This is a genomic window from Gilliamella sp. CG25, from assembly GCF_046635705.1.
Lineage (GTDB): Bacteria > Pseudomonadota > Gammaproteobacteria > Enterobacterales > Orbaceae > Gilliamella > Gilliamella apicola_I.
Window position 1 is genome coordinate 44,556 of record NZ_JBIDFJ010000001.1, and the last position, 26,194, is coordinate 70,749.

At 35.6% G+C, this 26,194-nt stretch carries 17 protein-coding genes; 8 read left to right on the forward strand and 9 right to left on the reverse strand.

What is annotated here, in order from left to right; translation table 11 throughout:
* Positions 1–5: 5 nt before the first annotated feature.
* Positions 6–704 carry a Bax inhibitor-1/YccA family protein gene (locus ACGH6P_RS00220; protein ID WP_267361350.1) on the forward strand — a complete coding sequence of 233 codons (699 nt, stop codon included), beginning with the start codon at positions 6–8 and terminating at the stop codon, positions 702–704.
* Between the two features lie 162 nt (positions 705–866).
* Positions 867–2,699: a sulfatase-like hydrolase/transferase gene (locus ACGH6P_RS00225; protein WP_267361352.1), complete on the forward strand. Its 1,833-nt coding sequence runs from the start codon at positions 867–869 to the stop codon at positions 2,697–2,699.
* Positions 2,700–2,736: 37 nt separating this feature from the next.
* Here ACGH6P_RS00225 and sppA read toward each other — a convergent pair whose 3' ends face one another.
* The 6 genes from sppA to pcnB form a co-directional block, all read right to left on the reverse strand.
* Positions 2,737–4,584, reverse strand: a complete 1,848-nt coding sequence (gene sppA, locus ACGH6P_RS00230; protein ID WP_267361354.1) for a signal peptide peptidase SppA — start codon at positions 4,582–4,584, stop codon at positions 2,737–2,739.
* A 14-nt stretch (positions 4,585–4,598) separates the two neighbouring features.
* On the reverse strand, positions 4,599–5,432 hold the full coding sequence (gene apaH, locus ACGH6P_RS00235; protein WP_267361356.1) for a bis(5'-nucleosyl)-tetraphosphatase (symmetrical) ApaH: 834 nt from the start codon (positions 5,430–5,432) through the stop codon (positions 4,599–4,601).
* A 4-nt stretch (positions 5,433–5,436) separates the two neighbouring features.
* Positions 5,437–6,234 (reverse strand): 16S rRNA (adenine(1518)-N(6)/adenine(1519)-N(6))-dimethyltransferase RsmA, encoded by a 798-nt coding sequence (rsmA, locus tag ACGH6P_RS00240; protein ID WP_267361358.1) that lies wholly within the window; start codon positions 6,232–6,234, stop codon positions 5,437–5,439.
* Positions 6,227–7,540: a peptidylprolyl isomerase SurA gene (gene surA, locus ACGH6P_RS00245; RefSeq protein WP_267361360.1), complete on the reverse strand. Its 1,314-nt coding sequence runs from the start codon at positions 7,538–7,540 to the stop codon at positions 6,227–6,229. The genes rsmA and surA overlap by 8 nt, the downstream gene beginning before the upstream one ends.
* Before the next feature lie 74 nt (positions 7,541–7,614).
* Complete coding sequence (gene lptD, locus ACGH6P_RS00250; RefSeq protein ID WP_267361362.1) at positions 7,615–9,972, reverse strand: LPS assembly protein LptD; 2,358 nt, start codon at positions 9,970–9,972, stop codon at positions 7,615–7,617.
* Positions 9,973–10,046: 74 nt separating this feature from the next.
* Positions 10,047–11,381 (reverse strand): polynucleotide adenylyltransferase PcnB, encoded by a 1,335-nt coding sequence (gene pcnB, locus ACGH6P_RS00255; RefSeq protein ID WP_411589972.1) that lies wholly within the window; start codon positions 11,379–11,381, stop codon positions 10,047–10,049.
* Between the two features lie 462 nt (positions 11,382–11,843).
* On the opposite strand from pcnB, the gene oxyR reads away from it, so the two are divergent.
* Together oxyR and fabR are read left to right on the forward strand one after the other, a co-directional pair.
* Positions 11,844–12,770: a DNA-binding transcriptional regulator OxyR gene (gene oxyR, locus ACGH6P_RS00260; RefSeq protein WP_267361364.1), complete on the forward strand. Its 927-nt coding sequence runs from the start codon at positions 11,844–11,846 to the stop codon at positions 12,768–12,770.
* Between the two features lie 45 nt (positions 12,771–12,815).
* Positions 12,816–13,460 carry an HTH-type transcriptional repressor FabR gene (gene fabR / locus ACGH6P_RS00265; RefSeq protein WP_267352383.1) on the forward strand — a complete coding sequence of 215 codons (645 nt, stop codon included), beginning with the start codon at positions 12,816–12,818 and terminating at the stop codon, positions 13,458–13,460.
* A 92-nt stretch (positions 13,461–13,552) separates the two neighbouring features.
* Here fabR and pntB read toward each other — a convergent pair whose 3' ends face one another.
* Both pntB and pntA read right to left on the reverse strand, forming a co-directional pair.
* Complete coding sequence (gene pntB / locus ACGH6P_RS00270) at positions 13,553–14,953, reverse strand: Re/Si-specific NAD(P)(+) transhydrogenase subunit beta (RefSeq protein ID WP_267352382.1); 1,401 nt, start codon at positions 14,951–14,953, stop codon at positions 13,553–13,555.
* 15 nt (positions 14,954–14,968) lie between these two features.
* A complete protein-coding gene (pntA, locus tag ACGH6P_RS00275; protein WP_267361366.1) occupies positions 14,969–16,501 on the reverse strand; it encodes a Re/Si-specific NAD(P)(+) transhydrogenase subunit alpha in 1,533 nt (510 codons plus the stop codon).
* A gap of 575 nt (positions 16,502–17,076) precedes the next feature.
* On the opposite strand from pntA, the gene ACGH6P_RS00280 reads away from it, so the two are divergent.
* On the forward strand, positions 17,077–18,465 hold the full coding sequence (locus tag ACGH6P_RS00280; RefSeq protein ID WP_267380434.1) for an MFS transporter: 1,389 nt from the start codon (positions 17,077–17,079) through the stop codon (positions 18,463–18,465).
* A 47-nt stretch (positions 18,466–18,512) separates the two neighbouring features.
* Here ACGH6P_RS00280 and ACGH6P_RS00285 read toward each other — a convergent pair whose 3' ends face one another.
* Positions 18,513–19,238 (reverse strand): DUF4198 domain-containing protein, encoded by a 726-nt coding sequence (locus ACGH6P_RS00285; RefSeq protein ID WP_411596456.1) that lies wholly within the window; start codon positions 19,236–19,238, stop codon positions 18,513–18,515.
* A gap of 379 nt (positions 19,239–19,617) precedes the next feature.
* Between ACGH6P_RS00285 and mukF the strand changes: the two genes are divergently transcribed.
* Genes mukF through mukB form a run of 3 tightly spaced genes read left to right on the forward strand, consistent with a single transcriptional unit; the run spans position 19,618 to position 26,136 of the window.
* Complete coding sequence (gene mukF, locus ACGH6P_RS00290; protein WP_267380438.1) at positions 19,618–20,940, forward strand: chromosome partition protein MukF; 1,323 nt, start codon at positions 19,618–19,620, stop codon at positions 20,938–20,940.
* 43 nt (positions 20,941–20,983) lie between these two features.
* Entirely contained in the window at positions 20,984–21,715 is a 732-nt protein-coding gene (mukE, locus tag ACGH6P_RS00295) for a chromosome partition protein MukE (protein WP_363317426.1), read from the forward strand.
* A 2-nt stretch (positions 21,716–21,717) separates the two neighbouring features.
* Positions 21,718–26,136, forward strand: coding sequence for a chromosome partition protein MukB (gene mukB / locus ACGH6P_RS00300; RefSeq protein WP_411596457.1), 4,419 nt, complete (start codon positions 21,718–21,720; stop codon positions 26,134–26,136).
* The last annotated feature ends 58 nt before the right edge of the window (positions 26,137–26,194 follow it).

Sequence of the window (26,194 nt, forward strand, 5' to 3'; positions counted from 1 at the left end):
AAGGAATGGCAGGATATACTCCTAATGGTTCAATTATTGAACAATCCGGTAGCCGTGTGCAAACATATATGAGTCATGTTTATGGTTGGATGACGGTAGGTTTGCTTTTAACGGCAATGATCGCGTGGTTTGCATCAACGAATGTGCAACTTATGCGAGTATTATATAACATAATGTGGATTCTATTGATTGCTGAGCTTGGATTAGTATTTGTTATCTCTGGTTTAATTAACCGATTATCAGGTGCAGCGGCGACAACATTATTTATGTTATATTCAGTCTTAAATGGTTGTACTTTTTCTATTTATTTCCTTGTTTATACCTCATCTTCAATAGCAAGCGTCTTCTTTATCACTGCGGGTATGTTTGGTGCACTTGCATTTTATGGGTATACGACAAAACGTGATTTATCCGGTTTTGGGCGTTTCCTATTTATGGGATTAGTTGGTATTATTATCGCTTCGATCGTAAATATATTTTTACAAAGTGAACCATTAATGTGGGCAGTAACCTATATTGGTGTTTTTGTTTTTGCAGGGTTAACAGCGTATGACACTCAAAAATTAAAAGAATTAGGCGAAAACATATCACAAGATGACCCAAATATGTTTAGACGTTATGTTATTCTTGGAGCATTAACGCTTTATCTTGATTTTATCAACTTGTTTATTTTGTTGTTAAGAATTTTTGCTGATCGTCGATAGTTTCAAATTTATTCATATAGTAAGGGCTCTTTTGAGCCCTTATTGCTCTCGTTGTAATCCAACTTTTAAGCATCAACTTTTCTGTAAATGGAATTTTAATTATATCTTACTGTATTATCTAATTGATATATGGCTGAATATTTTTAAAAGTAATCAATTATTATGAAAAAATTATATACATTTATTTTAATCAATACCTTTATCTCATCCATAATTGCAATCAGATACTTTTTGATACCAGGAATCACGTTTTCATGGCAAAGTGGTTTTTTTTCATTTTTTGCCGTGCTAGGGCATTTTTTTTCATTATATCTTCTGATTTTTTTGATTCTCGTTTCTTTAATTTGGTTAAAAAAATGTTATTTTAATACTATTGCTGCTTTGTTGGTTAGTTTAGCGCAGATAGTATTATTTTGTGATACGATTGTTTTTCAACAATATCGCTTTCATATTAATCAATCGGTTCTTTCATTAGTCTTTTCTGGACAAGTGGTAGACTTTTCAACTATTACTTATATTGTAATGTTAGCACTTGCCACTTTAGTATTTTGTATCGAATTACTTATTCTGTGTTTTTTAGATAAAAAGATGACTAAATCAAAAGATCATCGAAAGAAGACACGAATGATTGTTATAGCCACAATCATGTTATTGGGTTCTGCGTTAATTAGTCATGTAATCCATATGGTGGCTTTCTATTATGCTTATTCACCCATTATGGTAGTTAAAGAGTATCTTCCTCTTTATCGTCCCTTTACTTCAAAAAAAATCATGGGTTTTTTTGATAAAGCAGGGGAGCGTAAAGTGATTAATCAGTACACCAAATCAAGTGCAAATATCTATTATCCTAAAAATAGTTTAGTGATTGATCCTGAAAATAAAGAAAAAATGAATATTATGTTTATTGTCTTAGATTCATGGCGTTACGATACTTTCAATGAAGATAATTCACCCAATACCTATCGATTTGTTAAACAAAATAATGGTGTCATTTTTGATAATCATTATTCAACAGGTAATGCAACCCGTACTGGAATTTTCGGATTATTTTATGGTATCCCTGGTACTTATTGGGATGCATTTTTGCGTAATAGTATTCCTTCACTTTTTATTACTACTTTACAGCAACAAAATTATAATATTGGTATTTTTACCTCTGCTAAAGTTTCGTCTCCTGAATTTGACCGCACAGCATTTGTAACCATTAAAAATTTGAGAATTAGCAGTCCAAATGGTACGCCTTCATATCGTGATAAACAGATGACCAATGATTGGCTAGCTTGGTATCAAAATCGGGATACCTCTAAACCGACTTTTTCGTTTTTATTTTATGATGCTCCTCATGGTTATGATTTTCCGAATGACTTTGAAGTAAAGTATAAACCCGTAGGCGATATAAATTATATCACCTTGAATAATAATACTAACCCACTGCCAATTCTTAATCGTTATAAACAGAGTGTCTATTATGATGATTATTTGATGCAAAATATTTATGATGAACTAAAAAAATCGGGAACACTCAATAATACATTAATAATTATTACGGGTGATCATTCTCAAGAAATTAATGATAATGGACTAGGGTTCTGGGGGCATAATGGGAATTATACCGATGCACAAACTAAGGTGCCTTTTATTATCATTGGAGCGAAAGATCTAAAAATTCTTCAGGAAAATAGTCAACGTTTGACAAGTCATGAAGATGTTGTACCTTCGTTAATGAAACATTATTTACATGTTCAAAATGACATATCTGATTATTCAACAGGGTATGATTTATTTAGTCCAATCACAGATAGAAATTGGTTGTTAATGTCAAATTACAGTTCTTATGCGGTACGAACGTTGGATAATATCTATTTTGTTAATCGAATGGGTATTAGCCATTATATGGATTCACGAAATCATGAAGTTGATCAAACGCCAAACTATCAATACATTCAAGATGCGATGAATAAAATGCGATACTTTTATCAGGAAGGTAATAAATAAAATTATGCCACCAAAATTTTGGTGGCATAAGATGATGTTATTTAACATCAGCACAATTCAGACAATAAATATAGCGATTTTGTTTATCGGTAAATTTATCCCATAAAGAGACTTGTTCACGAATTTGTTTTACTTCAGGAAGTTTTTCAAATAAAACTTCCGCCGTTGATTTTGGTAACATAGCAATCATATCTGAATAAAAGGCGCTAAACCAGTTGACTTCCGGTTTTTGCCAATCAATTCGATAGTCAGTTAAATTAGCTAACGTTGCGGCGATTTCAATGGCATCATCAAAATCACCTAGTTTATCTACTAACCCATTTTTAAAGGCTTCTTCACCTAGCCAAACTTGGCCTTGACCAATTTTATCCACTGCTTCTGTGGTCATTTTACGTGATTTTGCCACTAAAGAAATGAATGTACTATAACCATTATCAATATTCATCTGTATGAGTTGATTCATCTCTTCAGGCAAGTTTTTAGCAAAGTTATTATTTGCCAATGGAGAAGTTGACACGCCATCACTATAAACCCCTATATGAGAAAGCGAGTTTTCAAAAGTTGGAATCATACCAAAAATACCAATAGATCCAGTTATCGTATTAGGGCTAGCAACAATATAATCCGATGCCGTTGAAATCCAGTATCCTCCTGACGCAGCCATACCACCCATTGAAACCACAATAGGAATTTGATATTCATGTAATGCTTCAAGTTCGCTACGAATGGCTTCTGATGCTTCTACACCGCCACCAGGACTATTGACTCTTAACACAACAGCTTGAATGTTATTGTCGGTTAAATTTTCACGAATTGTTCTGAGTTGATCAACAATTTCTTGACTGCCGGCGATATTGCTATCATTTTCACCATCTGAAATCGTACCATTCACAAAAACTATAGAAATAAGCGGTTTAGAAACTGAATTAGTATCCTGTTTTTTATCATCTTTTAATTTGTAGTCATAAATACTGACTTCAGGTAAATCTTTACCTTTTAGAACAAATTCATAAAAATCTTGTTCAAAAAGGTAATCCGATTTTACGAAATCCACTAAACCATTTGATAACGCATACTGACTCATGCTGCCATTAGCCTCGTGCAATCTAGTTAGCATGGTTTCCGGACTAGGAACCAGTTGTGATGGTGCTTGTTTTCGTTGGGAAGCAATATCATTTAAATAATTATTCCACATCAATGTTAACCATCTTGTGGTATTCGCTTTTGCTTCAGCAGACATATCATTACGGATAAAAGGCTCGATAGCTGATTTGTAAGTACCAACACGGAAAACATGCGTGTTCACTTTTAAATTATCCAGTAAAGTCTTGTAGTATAGGTTATTAGCAGCAAGCCCATAGACATTAATGGCACCTTGCGGGGTAAGAGAAATTTTATCAGCATAACTTGCTAAATAATATTGGCTTTGATTAAAGTTTGTGCCTGAGGCATAAATGGGTTTATTCGCCTTTTTAAATTTAGTGAGATATTTACCTATATATTGTAGTGAACTCAAATCTGCCCCAACAAAATTATCTAATCTTAATACCATATTTTCAATATTTGGATCTGCGGCAGCTTGATCTATCTTTTGTGTTAATTCAAATAAACTGTTTTCTCGAGCAAGATTTACTCGTTTTCCATATATCTTGTTTTGTAAATGATAAATATCATCATTATAAAGTGTGCTATCAACAATAACACCTTCAAGATCTAAAACTAATGTGCCATTTTGTGGAACGTCGTCTAAACTTTGTGATTCTTTAAATAATGCAATAAAACTTGAAATGAGTAATATGGCAATCAAGAATATAATGTTAAAAAAAAGCTCTCTTAGGAAATTGATAACTTTCCATATGGATTTAATGACGGATAAAACAGACATAGTAAATGACCCTTTCATAATGATTTATCTAATTTTTTAGCTTCAATATTTCTTTTTTTAAAATACTTCTTATCTTCAAATCTTAAACAAGTTAATTTTCCACCCCAACAACATCCCGTATCAAGTGCAAAAATATTTTCTGGCGTACCTTTACCATTCAGTGCCGCCCAATGTCCAAAAACGATACTATATTCAGGCGGTATTTGACTAGGAATTAAAAACCAAGGTTTAAGTTTTGTTGGCGCTTGCTCAGGTGGTTTTTTATAATAAAAATCAAGTCGACCATCATCATAACAAAATCGCATACGTGTTAACGCATTGGTGGCATAACGTAGACGATCAAAACCTTGTAAATCCGATGACCATTCATCCGGAAAGTTTCCATACATTTTGTCAAGAAAGAGGGGATAAGAATCGCTAGATAATATTTTATTGAGATCATCAGCACATTTTTTTAATGTTTCCATATCCCACTGCGGTGAGACACCTGCATGGGTCATAATGATTTTTAACTTTTCATCAATTTGAACTAAAGGCTGTTTACGTAACCAATTCATCAATTCATCATAGTCTGGTGCATTGATCACCTCTTCAAGATTATCTTTCTTTTTAGGCGGCGTAACATTAGCATAAACTGATAACAAATGAAGATCATGATTACCTAATACCAGCCGAATTTGGCTGGTATTCGTTTTGACAAATCTTAAAACTTCTAATGATTTAGGGCCTCGTGCTACAAGATCACCTGTTAGCCATAACGTATCGGTTGAGGAAAATCCAGCTTTTTCAAGCAATCGCATAAACTCATCATAACAACCATGAATATCACCGATAAGTAAGTTTGCCATGACATCATTTCCATGCGTTGGCAAGCTGGCAATATTGCTGCACAGTTAAATTTTCAGCTCGTAGCGTTGGATCAATATCTAATTCAATGAGTTGTTCTACAGAGAACATATTGGATAAGCTATTACGAATCGTTTTACGCCTTTGGTTAAAGGCTTCAGTAGTTAATCGAGAAAGTATCTTAACATCATTAACTAAGTAAGGTTTTTGCTTATAAGGGATTAATTTAACTACCGCCGAATCAACTTTAGGCGCAGGTTTAAAAGCACTCGGAGGAACTTCTAAAACGGGAATGATTTGGCAATAGTATTGTGCCATAACACTCAATCTACCATAATCTTTGCTATTCGGCGCTGCGACCAAGCGTGTAACCACCTCTTTTTGTAGCATAAAATGCATATCAGTGATGATATTTGCAAATTCAAAAAGGTGAAACATTAAAGGTGTGGAAATATTATAAGGTAAATTACCAAACACGCGTAATGGTTTACCTAATTCAGTTGCAAGTATATTAAAGTCATAATTAAGTGCATCTTGTTCGATTACGGTCAACTTGTCAGTTAATAAAGGATTTTGTTTTAGTCTTTCCGCCAAATCACGGTCAATTTCTATGACAGTAAGGTGATCGACAAGTTTACTCACGGGTATAGTTAGTGCTGCAAGACCAGGCCCAATTTCAACAAGTGCCTGATCTTTATTAGGTTGAATTGCGGCAACAATACTTTCAATAATATAATCATCATGTAAAAAGTTTTGCCCAAAACGTTTACGGGCAAAATGTCCTTGGTGAACTCGATTATTCATTATCATCTACACCTTTGATTTTGATATATGCGTCACCTTTTAACTCTTGAATCCAGATTTGAGATTCTTCAGCAAATTTACGATTAAATATAAGTCGATAAGCATGATCTTGTTTTGCTGATTCGGTTTTGTCTGCCTTTCTGGTATCGAGTAGCTGAATTAAATGCCAACCATAAGCAGATTGAACAGGCTGACTGATTTCACCTTTTTTAAGTTTAAGTAATCCATTTTTAAAGCCGGTATCATAACGTTCTGGCATACTCCAACCTAAATTACCGCCGTTATCGGCTGAACCGGGATCTTCAGAATACGCTTTCGCTGCTGCTTCAAAAGTGGTAGCACCACTCACGATTGCTTTTCGAATGTCTGTTAATTTCTGTTTAGCTATTTGGTCTGTAACAAGGACATTTGTTTTAATCAAAATATGACGAGCATCCACTTCTTGAACAGTAATTGCTTTTGGTTTTTCAGTGCGAGTATCATCAACTTTTAAAATATGTAATCCTACCCCAGAACGAATTGGTCCTATGATGCTATCCTTAGGTGCACGAACTAAACGTTCTTCAAATATCGTTGGTAGCTCGTTGAGTTTACGCCACCCCATGTTACCGCCTTTTAAGGCAAGATCATCGTTTGAATATGAGGCAGCCAGTTTAGCAAAATTTTCGCCTTTTTTAGCTCGATTGATTACATCCCGTGCTTTTTCGGTTGCAACATCAACTTGTTGTTTAGACGCTTTCTCAGGAATAGCAATTAAAATGTGACTAATCTTTACGCTTAAATTATTCGTGAGTTGTTTGGTCAAACTTTTTGATAGATTTTCCACTTCTTTGTCAGAAATATTGATACGATGTCTAACTTCATTCATACGGGTTTGATCAATTAGCATATCGTTATGAATACGTTCACGATAAGCTGAATAACTAATTCCCATCGTTGATAACTTACTGCGTAATTGATTGACGGTCATGCCATTTTCACTTGCAATCTGAGCTATTGCTTTAGTTACTTCATCATCATTGACTGTAATTTTAGCTTTAGCTGCTTTTTGTAATATTAAGTTTTCAACAATTAAACGATCAATGATTTGTTGACGAAGTATTTTATCATTCGGTAAATTGTTAGGATTTGTGCTTGCTTTAATGGTTTTAAGCATTTCTTGAACATCACTTTCTAAAATGACGTTATTATTGACAACAGCAGCAACCTGCTCAATAACGCGTGGCGCAGCATTTGCTGTTAAAGGATTAAGCAAACCAATACTTAAACTTAAATTTAACGCAATAATTAGTTTTAATAATTTCATATTTTTAACTCATTTTTTTGCTATAGTGTCATTGCTATAGTAATAAATTAATTGATTATGTTTTTTTGAACAATTTATTCAAACGCTGAGACATAAGGAAGTTTGCCGTAATTTAACATTTTTGCTTTTGCGTCACTTCGGCGTCCAAATCCTTGTAATTCAAAGTTTAAAGACAATTTATTTTCATATTTACTTTTATGCGTATCGATATTCCAATCAGTTAGTTTTCGTCCATATTGCACTGTCATCCCCCAACAACAGTCGCTGTAATGTAATCCAACAAACCCATCGACCATTTGTCCTTTTTTGACATCATGATAATACGATCCAACTGCTGAAACTGTTTCAGAGAGTGGCCAAGTAGTCATAATACCAGTTTGAGAAATATTTTGCTTATAGTTATTATAAATCGAGTTTAAATCAACCGTATCGATGTATTTATGATTTGCATAACGGTATGATAATTGAATTAATTTATTACTCGAAGGACGATATTCAAAAATACTGTTGGCTAATGATATTGCATCAAGGCGAGTATCATATTGCACCCCACCTCTAAATACAATTTCATCTGAAATTTGCCAAAAGTTGTCTGCTGCCCAAGTTATACTACCCGTATCAGAGTTTCTATCCAATTTGGTATTGTTTTCACTGGTTCTTGATTTAGTAAAATACGTGGTTTGCCCAATCGAAAAATTGAATCGTTCAACTTTATTTATATCATAGAAACGTGTTGTTATACCGGTTGAAATTTTATTAGTAGATGGAATTCGGTCTAGACCGCTATAAGGTTGATCCCTAAATAATCCAATATAGTCTGATTGGAGTAAGGTCGAATCATAATTTAATATATTTGATTGTTTCTTATAAGGTATATAAATGTATTTTACACGTGGCTCTAATGTTTGGGTATAACCCTCAATAAGGGTTGTATCTCGTTCAAAAATAATTTTACCATCAACCGATATTTTGGGTATAAATCGACTGACATTTTTATCAAGATTTTTGAAACGGTTACTATTACTTGGTAAATCTTGATTGTAATAAGTGGCCATAAAACCAGCTTCAGTTGATATCGAAGACCAAGAATTAGTTAACGTATAGTTTAATGTTGGTTCGATGTGAGTACGCCAAGTTTTAGGTTCATTTTTTCCTTTACTTACAAAATGACTGATTTGCGCATAGTTTTTAAATTTAAATGGCCCGAAATCATAATTGTAATAGGTAATATCTAACTGAGGTTGAGTTTGATAAAGATTATCTTTTAAATTAGTACGGAAAGTCTGAAAGTTTAATTGGCTTAATGTAATGTCCCAATTTTCGTCGTTATAACCCAACTGATAAAGCTGAGAAAGGTAACCCGCAGTTGATGAAACATAATCGGAATCTAAATCCGAAAGATATTGGTTATCACTGACACGTGTAGCATTAATTTTTAGTCGCCAATTGTAATTAATCAGTTCATCGTTTTTCCAATAAAATAACCAGCGTTGACGATTATCATCATAATTAATACCATTGGCTTTATTATCACGGTCTTTATTATATTGACTGTCATGTTGTAGCCAATCAAAGGCAAGCGTACCCGCACCAAGTTCGTTAAGATAACGGAACTCAGTTTTTAATTGAAATCCTCTTTTTACTAGGATTCTTGGTTGAAAAGTTGCATCATAGTTAGGTGCAATATTCCAATAAATAGGTAGCGAAAAATCAACGCCATCTTTGTTATTAAAGCTAAGATTCGGCATTAATAACCCTGAACGTCGTTTATTTCCGGTAGGTAATTGTAAATAAGGTGAATATAAAACAGGTACTTTTCCCACTCGAAAAACCGCATTCCAAACTTCAAGCAATTCTTCTTTGTTGTCATGAATTACGGTTGTACCCTTGATACTCCAAGTATTGTTATCAATAGGACAAGACGTAAAACTACCATTTTTCAAGATCACATAACGATTATTCTCAAGTTTGATTTCATCGGCTTGACCACGACCAAGGCGATTTACCAAATGGTATTTACTTGATGTTATTGCAGTATCGTTATTATTAAGATTCATCGATGCATGATCGCCTTTCATTTGAATTAAATTATCTTGATAATTGATACTGCCATCGAGGGTGACTGTTTGGGTATTATTTTGTGAGTTTATTGTCACTTTATCGGCTTTTATAACCCGATTGCCTTGTTCAATTGATACATTACCCTTATAAGTGGCTGTATTTGGGTAATTAGCTTCAAATTCGTTTGATTCAGCATTAACCGGTAATGTATTGATATTACCATTGACTAATGGTCGATCAAATCTAGGCACATTATTTAGACATTGAGCGTTATTGCTATCAGATTTTGGCAAAGCAATAGCATAACAAACATTGTTATATAAGGAAAAAACTATGGTTAATGTGATTAGTGATGGCGTTAATTTTTTCATCAATGATTAAAATTAATTATGTTTTTTATAATTAACACATTATAACGGTTATTTATAAAAGTGCGAATGAAAAATTAACGTTTTCCTTTGCGTTTAAATGTTTTATTGAGTTGTTTGACCATGATTACTCGTTTTTCAGGCGATGTAAATTGAAATTCATCCCACCATTTAGCCAGTTCAAGTAATTCGCCTTTTTCAATTGATGCTCGCATTTCAAGAAGATCATAAGCAGCACGAAACTTAGGATTTTCTAAAATTGCAAATGCTCGTTTGCCTTCTCTTTTCTTCATGCGTAGCTGTAAACGCCATATATCGCCCATAATAGAGGTTAACCGTCGAGGGATGGCAAGCACTTTACATTGTTCAGCAAGAACATCGTTGATAGCAACAGAAAAAGCGTCGTGAAATTGCAAACCACCTTCAATACAAGTTAATTGTGTTTGCTCAATAATTGGGTACCAAAAAAATGCAGCAAACAAAAATGCCGGATTAACCCTTTTATTATTAGCAATGCGATAATCGGTATTTTTAAGAACTTGCTCAATGATTTTTTCTAAAAAGCTATTTTGATTATTTGTGAACAATCGGTTAATAGCTGGAAAAAGTTGTTCAAAAAGATGATATTCTTTTAATAATTTATAAGTTGCGTAACCATTTCCCGTTTGTAAAAGTTTGAGCGACTCATCAAAAAGTCGAGCAGCTGGAATATTTTTCAATAATGGTGCTAGGTGCTTAATGGGTTTTGCTGTTTGTGCTTCAATTTCCATATCCAATTTAGCGGCAAAGCGTACCGTTCTTAACATCCTGACCGGATCTTCTCGGTAGCGTACTTGAGGATCGCCGATTAAGCGAATTAGACCTTTTTGTAAATCTGCAATACCGCCACAATAATCACGTAAGCTAAAGTCTTTTAAACTGTAATACAGTGCATTTATGGTGAAATCCCGACGGATAGCATCTTGCTCTATGGTTCCGTACACATTATCGCGTAATAACATTCCGGATTGCGAACGTCTAGACATATTGGTTTGATCCAATTGATTATCATGTTCACCACGGAAAGTTGCCACTTCAATAATTTCTTTACCAAACATAATATGGGCAAGTCTAAAACGTCTGCCAACTAAACGGCAATTACGGAAAATCTTTTGTATTTGTTCTGGTGTCGCATTGGTTGTAATATCAAAGTCTTTTGGCTTTTTGCCTAAAAGAAGATCCCGAATACACCCTCCAACTAAATAAGCCTCATACCCTTGTTTATTTAATCGATGAAGTACTTTAAGCGCATTTTCACTTATCTCTTTGCGAGAGATATTATGTTCATTACGAGGAATGGACACATAATGTGATTCAGGGTGTTTATCATGGCAAAACATTTTACGATAAAAGCGGGAAACTTGTTTAAAAATAGCGCACCTCAAAATTTGTTATAAATTGTAAACCAAATATAATGCCGAATTATAGCCTAATTGAATTTAACTTTCCACGGCTCAAACCAATAACTATTAAGTAATCATTAAACTCCTTGAATAAGTCGTCGTAAAACAGTCAATGATTTTTCTATCTGATTTTTTTAAATACAATTATCAAAAATAACATTTATTTATATAGTACAATATAGTAATATCGTTCAATCAAAACGACTTATTTAATTTCGTTTGTATCTATGTAATATCATGGAACTGATTATAATTATTTAAACTTATACTTGAATTTTTTTGAGTTAATTGTAGGGAAACAATAATTTCCAGCAACAGACACAACGTTAAAACATGATTACAAGACATTTTTACCGTTAATTTTTATACTGCAATTAAGTTCCCAAAATCACTTGAGTATATACTATTAACTGATAACTTATCGGGGGCATTATGAATATTCGTGATTTAGAATATTTTGTTTCTTTAGCTGAATTCCGGCATTTTCGTAAAGCAGCTGATGCTTGTAATGTAAGTCAACCAACCTTAAGTGGACAGATCAGAAAATTGGAAGATGAACTTGGCGTAATGTTGTTAGAACGCACTAGTCGCAAGGTTTTATTTACTCAAACTGGCATGATGCTTGTAGAACAAGCCAAAGAGATATTACGTAATATCCAAATTTTGAAAGAGATGGCAAGCCGCCAAGGTGAAGAGATGTCAGGGCCAATGCATATTGGTTTAATTCCCACCATTGCACCTTATTTATTGCCTCATGTCATCACGGTTTTACATGAATCTTTTCCTCAATTAGAACTTTATTTGCACGAAGCTCAAACGGCCAATATTGTTGCACAACTTGAAAGTGGTAAACTTGATTGTGCGATTGTTGCTCAAGTTAAAGAGACAGCGCAATTTATTGAATTACCTTTATTTGATGAACCAATGTTCTTAGCTGTACCTACAAATAGCGATTTAGCTAATCAAAAAACCATCAAACTTTCAGATTTGAAAGGGCAAAAATTCCTCATGTTAGAAGACGGACACTGTCTACGTGAACACGCTATGGGTTATTGTTTCCAAGTTGGAATCGACGAAGACAAGCAATTTAAAGCAACAAGTCTTGAGACTTTACGCAGTATGATTTCAGCCGGTCGTGGAATTACTTTATTTCCTGAGTTAGCCGCGCCAAACGAGCGAACTCGTGATAATATTTGTTATATCCCTTGTACTGATCCTGTTCCTTCACGAAGTATTGAGCTGATTTATCGACCAGGTTCACCATTACGGTCTCGTTATGAAACCATTGCTAAAACAATTCGTGATCATATGCCAAAAGTATTTGCTGAAAAAGAAAAATTACTTAACGTGGCGAAATAATTATTTTAGAACAAATCAATTTATTTAAAGTTATTAAAAATAAAAATGAAAAATAGCAAATCTGGTGGCGTGCGTGCAAAACAAAAAGAAAAAACACGCCGTAGCTTAATCGATGCAGCATTTAATCAACTTAACGCAGAGCAAGGTTTTGCAAGTTTAAGTTTGCGTGAAGTTGCACGTGAAGCAGGTATTGCAGCGACCTCTTTTTACCGTCATTTTCGAGATATGGATGAGTTAGGTTTAGCAATGGTTGACGAAAGTGGTCTAACGCTTCGTCAATTATTACGTCAAGCTCGAAAACGTATTGAGAAAGGAGGCAGTGTCTTACGCACCTCTGTCACAACTTTTATTGAGTTTATTGATAAAAATCCGAAAGTTTTTTTATTATTACTACGTGAAAAAGCCGGAACCTCATCAGCTTTTCGCTCCGCTATCGCTCGCGAAATACAACATTTTATTGTTGAACTGGTTGATTATCTTGATAATGCCAATAACATGCCCCATTACTATAATGAAGCTCAAGCAGAGGCAATGGTAACCATTGCATTTAATGCGGGTGCGGAAGCAATTGATTTTGATATCGTTCAACGTCAGGAACTCATCGAAGATCTGATATTTCAACTTCGTATGGTTTCACGTGGCGCCTATTATCTTTATCATAAAGAACAAATTAAACTCGAAAATCGCTAATTTAATTTTTTTATTTAATAAAACCTATAATTTGGTTATAAAAAAACTGCGGTTTAAACCGCAGTTAAATAAAATGATTTAATCAATAATCATTACAGATTCTGTAATACTTTTTCAACACTATCTTTCGCATCGCCAAATAACATATAGCTATTTTCTTTAAAAAATAGTGGGTTTTGTACGCCTGCATAACCCGTATTCATTGAACGTTTAGAAATAATCACCGTTTTCGCTTTCCAAACTTCAAGTACAGGCATGCCTGCGATAGGGCTATTTGGATCTTCTTCTGCCGCAGGGTTAACCGTATCATTTGCACCAATGACCCAAACAACATCTGTATCAGGAAAATCATCATTGATTTCGTCCATTTCTAGTACGATATCATAAGGGACTTTAGCTTCTGCTAATAATACATTCATGTGACCTGGTAAACGTCCTGCAACGGGGTGAATCCCGAATCTTACTTCAATTCCCATACCACGTAGTTTTTCTGTAATATTGCTGACAGCGCCTTGTGCTTGCGCAACCGCCATACCATAACCTGGTACAATAATGACAGAACGCGCTTCTTTTAACGTTTGTGCAACTTCAGCAGGTTGCATTTCACGATATTCACCTTGTTCTTCATCAGTAGTGTTAGCTGAGCTACCGTCAGTACCAAAACCGCCTGCAATAACGCTAATGAAAGAGCGATTCATTGCTTTACACATAATATAAGAAAGAATGGCGCCTGAAGAACCAACTAATGCGCCGGTAACAATTAATAAATCATTACTTAGCATAAATCCGGCAGCGGCGGCAGCCCAACCTGAATAGGAGTTTAACATCGAAATAACCACAGGCATATCTGCACCACCGATAGATGCAACAAGGTGGAAGCCAAATACGAATGCAATAATGGTCATGGCAAGTAAGCAGACCAGTGCGCCAGCGCCTGTTTTTAGCTCAATGAACGTAAACATTAAAATGATTGAGACAACAATTGCAGCTAAATTCCAATAATGTTTATTTGGAATAGATAACGGTTTTGAGCTAATGCGTCCATTAAGTTTGCCAAATGCGACAATAGAACCTGAGAATGTTACTGCACCAATAAAGACACCGACAAAAATCTCGACTAAATGGACGGTCATTTCACTACTATGGTATATCAGTATTGCACTATTTAAATCTAAAAAGCTATTTAAACCAACAAGTACTGCTGCCATCCCAACAAAGCTATGAAGTAATGCCACCAGTTCAGGCATTTGCGTCATTTCGACTTTTTTGGCTAGGTATAAACCAATAGCAGCACCCAGAATCATGGCAATAATGATCCAATGCAATCCACCTTTAATACTTGCAACGGCAGCAATAAGTGCAATAGCCATGCCGATCATACCGTAAATATTACCAGATTTAGCTGTCTCTTGATTTGAAAGTCCACGTAGACTAAATATAAAAAGTAATGCAGCAATCACATAGGCTGCTTGAATAATTCCATTACTGAACATTATTGATACTCCCCTCTATTTGCCACGTTGGAACATTTTTAGCATTCTTTGAGTAACAAAGAATCCACCAAAAATATTGATACTAGCAATCAAAATAGCTACAAAGGCAATGGCAGTCGTTAAACCATTATCATCACCAATTTGCAATATGGCACCGACTAAAATAATGCCTGAAATCGCATTTGTTACAGACATAAGCGGTGTATGTAAAGAGTGGGTGACATTCCAAACAACGTAATAACCCACAACACAGGATAAGGCAAAAACAGTAAAATGCCCTAAAAAGCTTTCCGGAACTGAATTAGCAATCCAAAAATAGGCGATGATTAACAGAGCCAGAATTCCAAATTTCTTTTGTGGTGTTATTTGTTTCGGTTCGGGTTTTACAACAGGCGTTGTCGCTTTTTGCTGCGGTTGAGCCGACACTTGTATTGGTGGTGCAGGCCAAGTGATTTCTTTATCTTTAACCACTGTCACACCACGAATAACAACATCATCAAAGTTGATATCAATATTGCCGTCTTTCTCTTTAGCAAGCAGTTTTAGTAAATTAACAATATTCGTACCATAAAGCTGTGAGGCTTGTGCAGGCATACGATTAGCTAAATCAGTATAACCAACGATTTTAACGTTATTATTGGTTTCAAAAACTTTACCTGGTTTGGTTAATTCGCAGTTACCACCTGTTAGTGCCGCTAAATCTACAATCACACTACCTGGTTTCATTGATTCTACCATTTCTTTAGAAATCAACTTCGGCGCAGGTTTACCGGGGATAAGAGCGGTTGTGATGATGATATCCACCTCTTTGGCTTGTTCAGCAAATAAAGCCATTTCAGCTTCAATAAAAGCTGCTGACATTTGTTTTGCATAGCCGTCGCCTGAACCGGCTTCTTCTTCAAAATCTAATTCTAAAAAATCAGCGCCCATACTATTAATTTGTTCGGCAACTTCAGGGCGAGTATCAAATGCCCGAACAATTGCACCTAAACTCACCGCTGCACCGATTGCAGCAAGACCGGCAACACCGGCACCAATGACTAAAACTTTTGCTGGTGGGACTTTACCTGCAGCGGTAACTTGACCAGTAAAAAAACGACCAAATTGATTTGCCGCTTCAATAACTGAACGATAACCAGCGATGTTAGACATTGAACTTAATGCATCAAGTGATTGTGCTCGTGAAATACGTGGCACACAATCCATTGCCATGACTGTTATGTTTTTGGCAGCAAGTTTTTCCAATAACTCTTTATGCTGAGCAGGATAAATATAGCTAATGAGAGTTGATCCTTCTTTCATCAACGCGATTTCTTCATCAGTTGGTGCGTGAAATTTAAGAATTAAGTCATTTTGCCAAATATCTTGAGTATTTTGAATGGTGGCTCCAGCATCAATGAAAGCTTGGTCTTCGAAATGAGCAGCATGTCCAGCACCTTGTTCAACTGAAACTGTAAAACCAAGTTTTAACAGTTGTCCAACAGTTTGTGGTGTAGCAGCAACTCTTGCTTCATTGGCTAACCGTTCTTTAGGTATACCGATATGCATTGCGTTACGTCCTTATGTTAAGTGAGCTTGTAAATGTTTCTCGATTTTAGCATAAATTAGCGACGGTGCGAGTAGGGAATTTATTTTTTATTATCGAAATATTAATATTAAATTTAATAATAATTGGATTTTAAATCTGTGAATTAAAATTAAAATATTTACCCTGCAACCAATGTGATTAAATCTTTTTGATAGTGAACTAATTAAGGAAGAAATAGATGTGTTAGTTTACCTAAAATTGATCATTCCTTCTACTGATAGCTTTGCATTTATTAGAAAGAAAACAGGTTTAGTTGGCTTGTGATTCATCGTATAAAACTTGGAATTTATCAGAACATTCAATAAAAATAGTTCAATTAAAAAGATTTATGGAAAAATCAGTAAATAATGCTGGCGAGATAAAACGTTAACCTATCCCAATTGATATTAAATCGTTGGGATTTTTAGTGTCAGTCTTATAAACACAAAACAGTGTTGTTTTGATTTATACGTAACAATTAATAGCCCTGTAATTTGCTGTTGAGGTTATGGTAAAACCAAGTATTGTCCAATAATAAGTATTAACGAGGTAAAATATGGCCGAATTAAGCCAGAAAAAAAATAGTATGCTAACATTAATGTTTGCATTGCTTGCTGCTTGTGTAGCATTTCAACTCAATGCGAGTATGTTAAGCCCAGTATTAGTCACTATTGCTAAAGAATTAGGTTCTAACGACGCTCAAGTCGGATTATCCCAAACCGCTTTTTTTACCTCTGCTGCACTGTTTTCATTATTTTTACCCCGTTTAAGTGATATAAAAGGTCGTAAAAAAGTCTTAACGATTATGTTGTTTATTATGACATTAGGTACGGTGCTTGCAGCGGTTGCACCGAATATCGTTGTATTATATATTGCGCGAATTATTCAAGGTGTATCAGGGCCAGTCGTTCCACTTTGTTTACTGATGCTCAGTCATGAAGTTAAAGATGTCAAAAAATATGGCATGTTAATGGGCATAGTGACCGCTGTAAATGGCGGTATTGCTGGCATAGATGCAATTGCCGGCGGTCTGCTTGCAACTTATTGCGGTTTTCGTTCGGTGTTTTGGGTCATTGCGATTGCCGCAGCGCTATCCACCTATTTTGTTCATCGTTATGCACCTGAGTCTAAACCTTCTGAAGGAACCAAAATGGATTGGTTAGGTGTGCTGTTCATTGTGCTTACTGTTGCTGCATTGTTACTAGCGCTAAATGAAGCAGGGAATTTAGCCCTTGCCAACTGGTTTAAAGTCATAGGATTAACTATTTTTGCTGGTATCTGTTTTATTCTATTTTGGAAAACAGAAAAAACCAGTAAACAACCATTAGTAACGATAGTACATTTAAAAACCAGAGCAACTTGGGCAATATTGTTAACCACACTATTAACTATGACAGGGATTTTTGCCGTCGTTAATGGGTTAGTGATGTCATTAGCGCAAAATACTGAAATCGGATTTGGTTTAGAAGCTGATTGGGCTTCACTTATTTTATTAACACCTTATGCCTTAATTGGGTGGTTGATAGGGCCATTTTCTGGACGTTTGGCGCCAAGTTTAGGTTACAATAAGGTACTTAAATTAGGTTTAATAGGATGTGTCATTAGTCAATTAATGATCATGTTCTACGGGATTGATTCACTACCGATATTAATTATTGGTGTTATTGCATTAGGTATTTTTTATGCAGGAATGGCGAATATCATTTTAAATGGTCTTGGTATAGTCTTATCGCCTAAAGAAAACTTAGGTTTTCTGCCAGGCATGAATGCAGGGGCTTTTAATTTAGGTGCAGGATTAAGTTTTGCTTTATTGCCTGCTGTACAAATGATAAGTGGTTATACCGTTAAGGGTTATTTTAATGGAATGTTATTAGGATTAATCATTACAATTTTAGCCTTAGTTTGTAGTTTCTTTATTCCTCGACCTGTCGAAGCTGAAGTATAAAATCAAGATAAAAACGGGATTTTTTAATCCCGTTTTTATTGTTTAAATTAATCTTCTTCTGGCATGAGTGTAAAAACTAATGTTGTAAAAAATTTTTCTTGAGTCGCAAGTTGGCTATCTTTTAGGGGAAAACCTATTTCGACACCTACTACGTTTAAGCCTTGATTAGGAATAGTAATGGTCGCTTGACCTTTATCATCAGTTATAACCGTTTTATCTAAATTATTAACGACATCGATAATAACAGCAGTATTTGTTAATGGCTGATTATCTTTATAGACCGTTACAAGTAAATTATCACCGCGTTTTAATTGGGTTGGATCAACTGCTGGTACTATTTGTAACGGAATATCTTCAACCCGTTTAGGTGCGTTGACGGATGATAAATAATTGACACTGTATTTAATGGCATGGGTTCCTTTACTCGCTCCCTCTACTTTATTCATCGGAAGATTAACATATTTACCCTGTGCATTTTTAGTCCAATAACCATAATCAAAACTAACCGTTACAACAGCGGTATTTTCTGTCGGTTCAACGGTCACATAATTTTGATGTTTTTTTTGATTAATCGGTAAAGAAGTCCAATTACCATTATAAGCATGAATCTTTTTTACATATTCCGTTTGATAACCATTATCTAACGGACCTTCACCTAAAACGATTTGCTTTTGATCAACCCGATTAGCGATCCAAATACCATGAGCAGAAAGCGATTGTGATATCATACAAGTAACACTTCCTGATAAGATGAGTACAAATAATTTACGCATGATAAAAATCCTTATATTTTATGAAAATGATAATCATTATCATATCGATATAAAAAAAGTCAATGCTATTTGTGTAATTATTGATCATCAAAAAATGTTTAATATGATAATTAAATATAAAATATGTTTTGTTCGTTTTTGATCGCTTTAGTAATAAAATAATTGCATTACAATTCTTGAATATAAATAACCAAATTGTGTTTTTATTTTTTTGATATATAAAAACATATTATGAATAACAAATCTTAAACTTGCTATTTTTAACTATTACAATTTGTTATATAATCAAAAGTATTTTGTCCTTAACGCAATATATTGTCTTACTCATTTATATTTAGGGCGCATTCAACAATTGAGCATCTATTATTAAGGAACCACTATGATGGATTTTTCCCAATCAGTGCCAGAACTGGTCTCTTGGGCAAAAAAAAATGATTTTTCAATTAATTTGCCAGTTGAACGGCTCGCTTTTTTATTGGCGATAGCCGTCTTAAATAGCGAACGCTTTGATGGTGAAATGACTGAATCTGAATTAATTGATGCTTTCAGGCATGTATCACAAATTTTTGAACAGAGTGAAGATACCATTGCTGTTCGAGCAAATAATGCCATTAATGATTTAGTACGCCAGCGATTAATTACGCGTTTTGCTAGCGAAATGACTGATGGTTATTCAATTTATCGTTTGACCCCTTTAGGAATTGGCATTTCGGATTACTATATTCGTCAACGAGAATTTTCTACGTTACGTTTATCAATTCAGCTTTCTATTGTTGCTCAAGAGCTAAAACGTGCGGCTGATGCAGCACTAGAAGGTGGTGATGATCTTCACTGGCATCGTAACGTTTTTGCACCCTTGAAATACTCCGTTGCAGAGATTTTTGATAGTATTGATATTACCCAACGGGTAATGGATGAGCAACAAGCGGATGTAAAACAAAATATTTCGGCATTATTAAGCCAAGATTGGCAAGCAGCAATTAGTAGTTGTGAAGGCTTACTCACTGAAACGTCACAAACATTACGAGAATTGCAAGATACACTCGCCGCTGCAGGCGATAAACTCCAAGCAAGTCTGCTCTTGATTCAAGATGCAACCTTGGATAATCCTGATCTCGATAAAATCAATAATGTGGTTATGGATTTACAAGGCAAACTTGATCGCATTATTGGCTGGGGACAAAAGGCGATTGATCTTTGGATTGGTTATGATCGCCATGTTCATAAATTTATCCGTACCGCTATTGATTTAGATAAAAATAGAGTCTTTTCACAGCGATTACGTAAATCAATACAAGGCTATTTCGATTTACCTTGGTCACTTATTTTTGCCAATGCTGATCGCCTACTTGATATGCGTGATGAAGAACTTGCACTACACGAAGCAGAAGTAACGGGTGAATTACCGTCAGAACTTGAATTTGAGATGATTGAAGAGATTCAAGAACACATTATTGCCCATATCGAACAAAATTTATTGGTCTTCAAACAAGAAAATAAACCACTGGATATGAGTATTGCTATTCATAGTTATCTAGCACAGTTCCCACGGGAACAACATTTTGATATTGCAAGATTATTTATCGATCAGGCTATTCGTTTAGGGATTGCCGAAAATGATTTACTCGGTATCCCAGCCGAATGGAAACCTATTAACGATTATGGAGCTAAGGTACAAGCACATGTCATCAACAGATACTAAAGATTTAGAATTAGAACAAACAGCTCATCATCTTGATGAAGTTATGGGTCGCATTGCGGCAAGTTCCCAAGCATCTATCGATAAATATATGCCCGTTAAATTAGCACAGGCAATTGCCAATCCCCTTTTTCCTGAGCTTGATAGTTTATTGCGTTCCGGACGCCATATCGGTATAGATGAACTGGATAATCATGCCTTTTTAATGGATTTTCAACTTGAACTGGAACAATTCTATCAACGTTATAACGTCGAATTAATTCGTGCACCAGAAGGCTTTTTCTACCTTCGTCCTCGTTCAACAACATTAATCCCCCGTTCGGTGTTATCTGAACTTGATATGTTAGTCGGGAAAGTCCTTTGTTATTTATATTTAAGTCCTGAACGGCTAGCGCATGAAGGTATTTTTACCTTACAAGAACTTTTTGATGAACTTGTTTCGTTAGCGGATGAAAGTAAATTACTTAAATTAGTTAATCAACGGTCGACTGGATCAGATTTGGATCGGCAAAAGCTATTTGATAAAGTCAAAACGGCACTTAATCGATTACGTCGTTTAGGCATGATATTTTTTATTGTGGGTAATGACAGTAGCCGTTTTCGTATCAACGAATCTATCTTCCGTTTTGGGGCCGATGTGCGCAGTAGTGATGATGCACAAGAAGCACAATTACGTTTAATTCGAGACGGTGAAGCAATCAAAATCGAGTCATCGCTTATCCTAGACGATGATAATAACGAAGAACAAGAAGAAGATGTTAATGAGGAGATTGAATAATTATGATTGGACACGGTAAGTTTCACTCATTAACCCTAATAAACTGGAATGGTTTTTTTGCCAGAACATTTGAATTAGATCAACTTGTCACCACGCTTTCAGGCGGGAATGGGGCAGGTAAATCCACAACCATGGCGGCATTTGTGACCGCATTAATTCCTGATTTAACATTATTACACTTTCGAAATACTACTGAAGCTGGTGCGACATCAGGATCACGTGATAAAGGTTTACATGGTAAATTAAAACCTGGCGTTTGTTATTCCATGCTTGATGTCATTAATTCACGTAATCAGCGAATTATATGCGGTGTTCGATTACAGCAAGTGGCTGGGCGTGATAAAAAAGTCGACATCAAACCTTTTCTATTACAAGGTTTACCTGTTGGCATTAGCCCAACTGAACTGGTAACCGAACGTTTAAATGATAAACAAGCAAGAATTTTATCCTTGCCTGAATTAAAAGATAAAGTCGAAACAATAGAAGGCGTTATCTTTAAGCAATTTAATTCAATTACCGATTATCATTCGGTTATGTTTGACTTTGGTGTATTACCTAAGCGCTTACGTTCCTCATCCGATCGTAGTAAATATTACCGATTGATTGAAGCGTCACTATATGGTGGTATTTCAAGTGCGATTACTCGCTCACTTCGTGATTACTTACTTCCTGAAAATAGTGGTGTACGTAAAGCGTTTCAGGATATGGAAGCGGCACTTCGTGAAAACCGAATGACACTAGAAGCTATTCGGGTGACTCAATCTGACCGAGACCTATTTAAACATCTTATCACTGAATCAACCGATTACGTGGCTGCGGATTATATGCGTCATGCTAACGAGCGTCGTGTACATATTGAATCGGTGCTGGGTTTGCGTCGTGATATGTTCAAAACACAAGATTTGCTCATCAGTAACCAGTTCCGCCAAGTTGAAATGGCAAAAGAACTTAAAGAGTTTCAAGATGCACAAAGTGACTTAGAAACCGACTTACAAGCAGCCAATGATCACCTTAATTTAGCGCAAACAGCGCTACGCCAACAAGAAAAAATTGACCGTTATCAAGCCGATTTAGATGATCTCAATTTAAAACTTGAAGAGCAAAATGAAGTTGTACTTGAAGCAAATGAACAGTATCAAACTTATCGAGATCAAGTGGAACACACCGAACACGAAGTGGATGAAATCAAAACGCAATTAGCAGATTATCAACAAGCGCTTGATGTACAACAAACCCGTGCCATTCAATATCAACAAGCTTTGCAAGCACTAAAAAATGCTCAATCTTTATGTCAATTACCCAAATTAGGCATAAGCAATATCGAAAATCATTTTGAGATTTTTGAAGAAAAACAAAAAGAAATAACTGATCAAGTGCTTGAAATGGAGCAAAGACTCAGTGTTTCTGATGCGGCGATAAATCAATTTGATCGGGCATATCAATTAGTGGTGAAATTAGTTGGCGATGTTGTTCGTAGTGATGCTTGGCGTGCAGCGAAAGAAGCATTAAGACAATGGCCGTCACAATGTTATCAAGCTGAACAAGCTGAACATTTACAACTCCAACTTGATGAATTAGAACAACGCTTTTTTGAACAAAAAGAAGCCGAATCACTATTAACCCAATTCTGTAAACGTATTGGTCGCCAAATTGAATATGATCAACTTGACGAGTTAAAACAAGAACTTGAAATACAACTTGATGAAAACGCAATATTGGCCAATGAATCAAGTGAAAAACGAATCGAATTCAGACAAGAACTTGAACAAATTCAATCCAAAATAGCGGATTATCGACAAAAAGCACCAATGTGGATAAAAGCACAAGATGCCTTAATTGCCCTACAAGAGCAAACTGGACAAAGCTTTACCCACAGTCAAGCTGTCACGCAACATATGCAACAGCTACTTGAACAAGAACGTGCATTAGTTACAGAACGCGATCAGATAACGTTCAAACGAAATCAATTAGATATTCAAATTGAACAACTTAATCAACCAAGTGGGGTTGATGATGGTCGTTTATCGGCATTAGCTGAGCGATTTAATGGTGTATTACTTTCTGAAATTTACGAAGATGTCACCATTGATGATGCACCTTACTTCTCAGCGTTATATGGTCCATCACGTCAAGCAATTGTGGTGCCGGATTTGTCGCAAGTTAAAGCACAACTTGAAAATCTGACCACCAGTGAAGAAGATTATCCAGAAGATATCTATTTTATTGAAGGTGATCCATCCTCATTTGATGATAGTGTTTTTGATTGTGAAGAGATGAATAAGGCTGTATTAGTTAAAACAGGTGAACGCCAATGGCGCTTCTCCAGTTTTCCAAAAGTTCCGTTATTTGGGCGAGCAGCACGTGAAATTCATCTTGAAAAACTATCATTAGAGCGAGATGAACTGCATGAACGTTATGCTAACCTCTCATTTGATTTACAAAAATTACAACGTATTGAACAAAATGTTGGTCAATTTATTGGTGAATATTTATCGGTTGCCTTTGATATCGATCCCGAAGCTGAAGCGCAAAAATTAGCGACAAGACGCAATGAAATTGAACGTCAATTGACATCACAAGAATCGATTGATAAACAAAATCAACAGCAAGTTGCCAATTGTAAAGAGCAATTAGTGACAGTAAACCGATTAGTTGCTCAAATGCATTTACTGGCTGATGATGATTTAGCGGATAGAGTAGATGAATTGCGTGAACAGGTTGCTGAAGCACAAGATGCGGCGCAATACGTCAGCCGTCATCGCCATACCGTTTCTGAGCTTGAACCGTTAGTTGCTGTATTACAAAGTGATCCTGAGCAAAACGAAGCATTACGTGAACAATACAACATCGTTAAAGCACAGCAACACACTATTCGCCAGCAAGTCTTTGCACTAACGGAAGTAATGCAACGCCGAGCTCACTTTAGTTACGAAGATTCAGCTGGAATGTTGAATGAAAATACTGATTTGAACGAAAAATTGCGCGCTCGATTAGAAATTGTTGAAGCACAAAGAACTGAAGCACGCAGTCAAATGCAGCAATATCAAGATAAGTATAATCAATACAATCAAACGTTAGCTTCACTAAAAAGCGCCTTTGAAACTAAACGAGATATGCTTAATGAACTGCATAAAGAAATAGATCAAATTGGTGTGAAAGCGGATGCGATCACTGAAGAGCGTGCTCGAGCTCGTCGTGATGAAATTCATCAAAAACTAAATAGTAATCGTCAACATTGTACTTCGCTTGAAAAGCAGCTCATTATGTGTGAAAGCGAAATGACCCAAATGCAAAAACGACTTGCTCAAACACTGCGGGATTATAAACAGCTTAGAGAACAAGTTGTTGAAGCTAAAGCAGGGTGGTGCTTAGTATTACGTCTAGTTAAAGAAAACAGCGTTGAACGCCGATTACATCGTCGTGAGCTGGCTTATTTGAGTGCAGATGAACTACGTTCAATGTCGGATAAAGCGTTAGGTTCATTACGTTTAGCGGTCAATGACAACGAGCACTTACGTGATGTATTAAGACTATCCGAAGATCCAAAACGACCAGAACGCAAAATTCAATTTTATATAGCCGTTTATAAACATCTTCGCGAGCGAATTCGCCAAGATATCGTCAAAACGGATGACCCAATTGAAGCCATTGAACAAATGGAAATTGAATTATCACGCTTGACCGAAGAATTAACTTCACGTGAGCAACAGTTAGCGATCAGCTCAAAAAGTGTAGCAAATATTATCCGTAAAACTATTCAGCGTGAACAAAACCGTATTCGTATGCTTAACCAAGGTTTACAAGCGGTGGCATTTGGACAGGTGAATGGCGTACGATTAAATGTCACGATTCGTGAAGCTCACTCATCACTGTTAGCGGCATTAGCAGATGACCAGAACGAGCATCAAGATCTCTTCAGCAATAACCGCATAACCTTCTCTGAAGCGTTAGCAAAACTTTATCAACGTTTAAATCCTCATATCGATATGGGACAACGAACCGCACAAAATATTGGTGAAGAATTACTTGATTACCGCAACTATCTAGAAATGGATGTTGAAGTTAATCGGGGGGCAGATGGTTGGTTACGTGCTGAAAGTGGTGCATTATCAACCGGTGAAGCAATCGGTACCGGTATGTCAATACTATTAATGGTTATACAAAGTTGGGAAGAAGAATCCAAACGCTTACGTAATAAAGACATCTCGCCATGTCGTTTATTATTCTTGGATGAAGCCGCTCGACTTGATGCCAAATCTATTGCTACACTCTTTGAACTTTGTGAACGGTTAGAAATGCAGCTTATTATTGCTGCACCTGAAAACATTAGTCCAGAAAAAGGTACAACTTACAAACTGGTACGTAAAGTAATCAACAATCAAGAACATGTTCATGTGGTTGGATTAAAAGGCTTTGCATAACGGAATACTGGATTGATTTATACCACCTCTTTATTGATGAAAGTCGATAAAGAGGTTA

Excerpts from the sequence above, each read along its gene's own strand:
- apaH (WP_267361356.1), bottom strand. The coding sequence starts at position 5,432 with ATGGCAAACTTACTTATCGGTGATATTCATGGTTGTTATGATGAGTTT.
- lptD (WP_267361362.1), bottom strand. The coding sequence starts at position 9,972 with ATGAAAAAATTAACGCCATCACTAATCACATTAACCATAGTTTTTTCC.
- sppA (WP_267361354.1), bottom strand. The coding sequence starts at position 4,584 with ATGTCTGTTTTATCCGTCATTAAATCCATATGGAAAGTTATCAATTTC.
- pntB (WP_267352382.1), bottom strand. The coding sequence starts at position 14,953 with ATGTTCAGTAATGGAATTATTCAAGCAGCCTATGTGATTGCTGCATTA.
- oxyR (WP_267361364.1), top strand. The coding sequence starts at position 11,844 with ATGAATATTCGTGATTTAGAATATTTTGTTTCTTTAGCTGAATTCCGG.
- surA (WP_267361360.1), bottom strand. The coding sequence starts at position 7,540 with ATGAAATTATTAAAACTAATTATTGCGTTAAATTTAAGTTTAAGTATT.
- ACGH6P_RS00220 (WP_267361350.1), top strand. The coding sequence starts at position 6 with ATGGCAGGATATACTCCTAATGGTTCAATTATTGAACAATCCGGTAGC.
- ACGH6P_RS00225 (WP_267361352.1), top strand. The coding sequence starts at position 867 with ATGAAAAAATTATATACATTTATTTTAATCAATACCTTTATCTCATCC.
- mukF (WP_267380438.1), top strand. The coding sequence starts at position 19,618 with ATGATGGATTTTTCCCAATCAGTGCCAGAACTGGTCTCTTGGGCAAAA.
- ACGH6P_RS00280 (WP_267380434.1), top strand. The coding sequence starts at position 17,077 with ATGGCCGAATTAAGCCAGAAAAAAAATAGTATGCTAACATTAATGTTT.
- pntA (WP_267361366.1), bottom strand. The coding sequence starts at position 16,501 with ATGCATATCGGTATACCTAAAGAACGGTTAGCCAATGAAGCAAGAGTT.
- mukB (WP_411596457.1), top strand. The coding sequence starts at position 21,718 with ATGATTGGACACGGTAAGTTTCACTCATTAACCCTAATAAACTGGAAT.
- rsmA (WP_267361358.1), bottom strand. The coding sequence starts at position 6,234 with ATGAATAATCGAGTTCACCAAGGACATTTTGCCCGTAAACGTTTTGGG.
- mukE (WP_363317426.1), top strand. The coding sequence starts at position 20,984 with ATGGGTCGCATTGCGGCAAGTTCCCAAGCATCTATCGATAAATATATG.
- ACGH6P_RS00285 (WP_411596456.1), bottom strand. The coding sequence starts at position 19,238 with ATGCGTAAATTATTTGTACTCATCTTATCAGGAAGTGTTACTTGTATG.
- fabR (WP_267352383.1), top strand. The coding sequence starts at position 12,816 with ATGAAAAATAGCAAATCTGGTGGCGTGCGTGCAAAACAAAAAGAAAAA.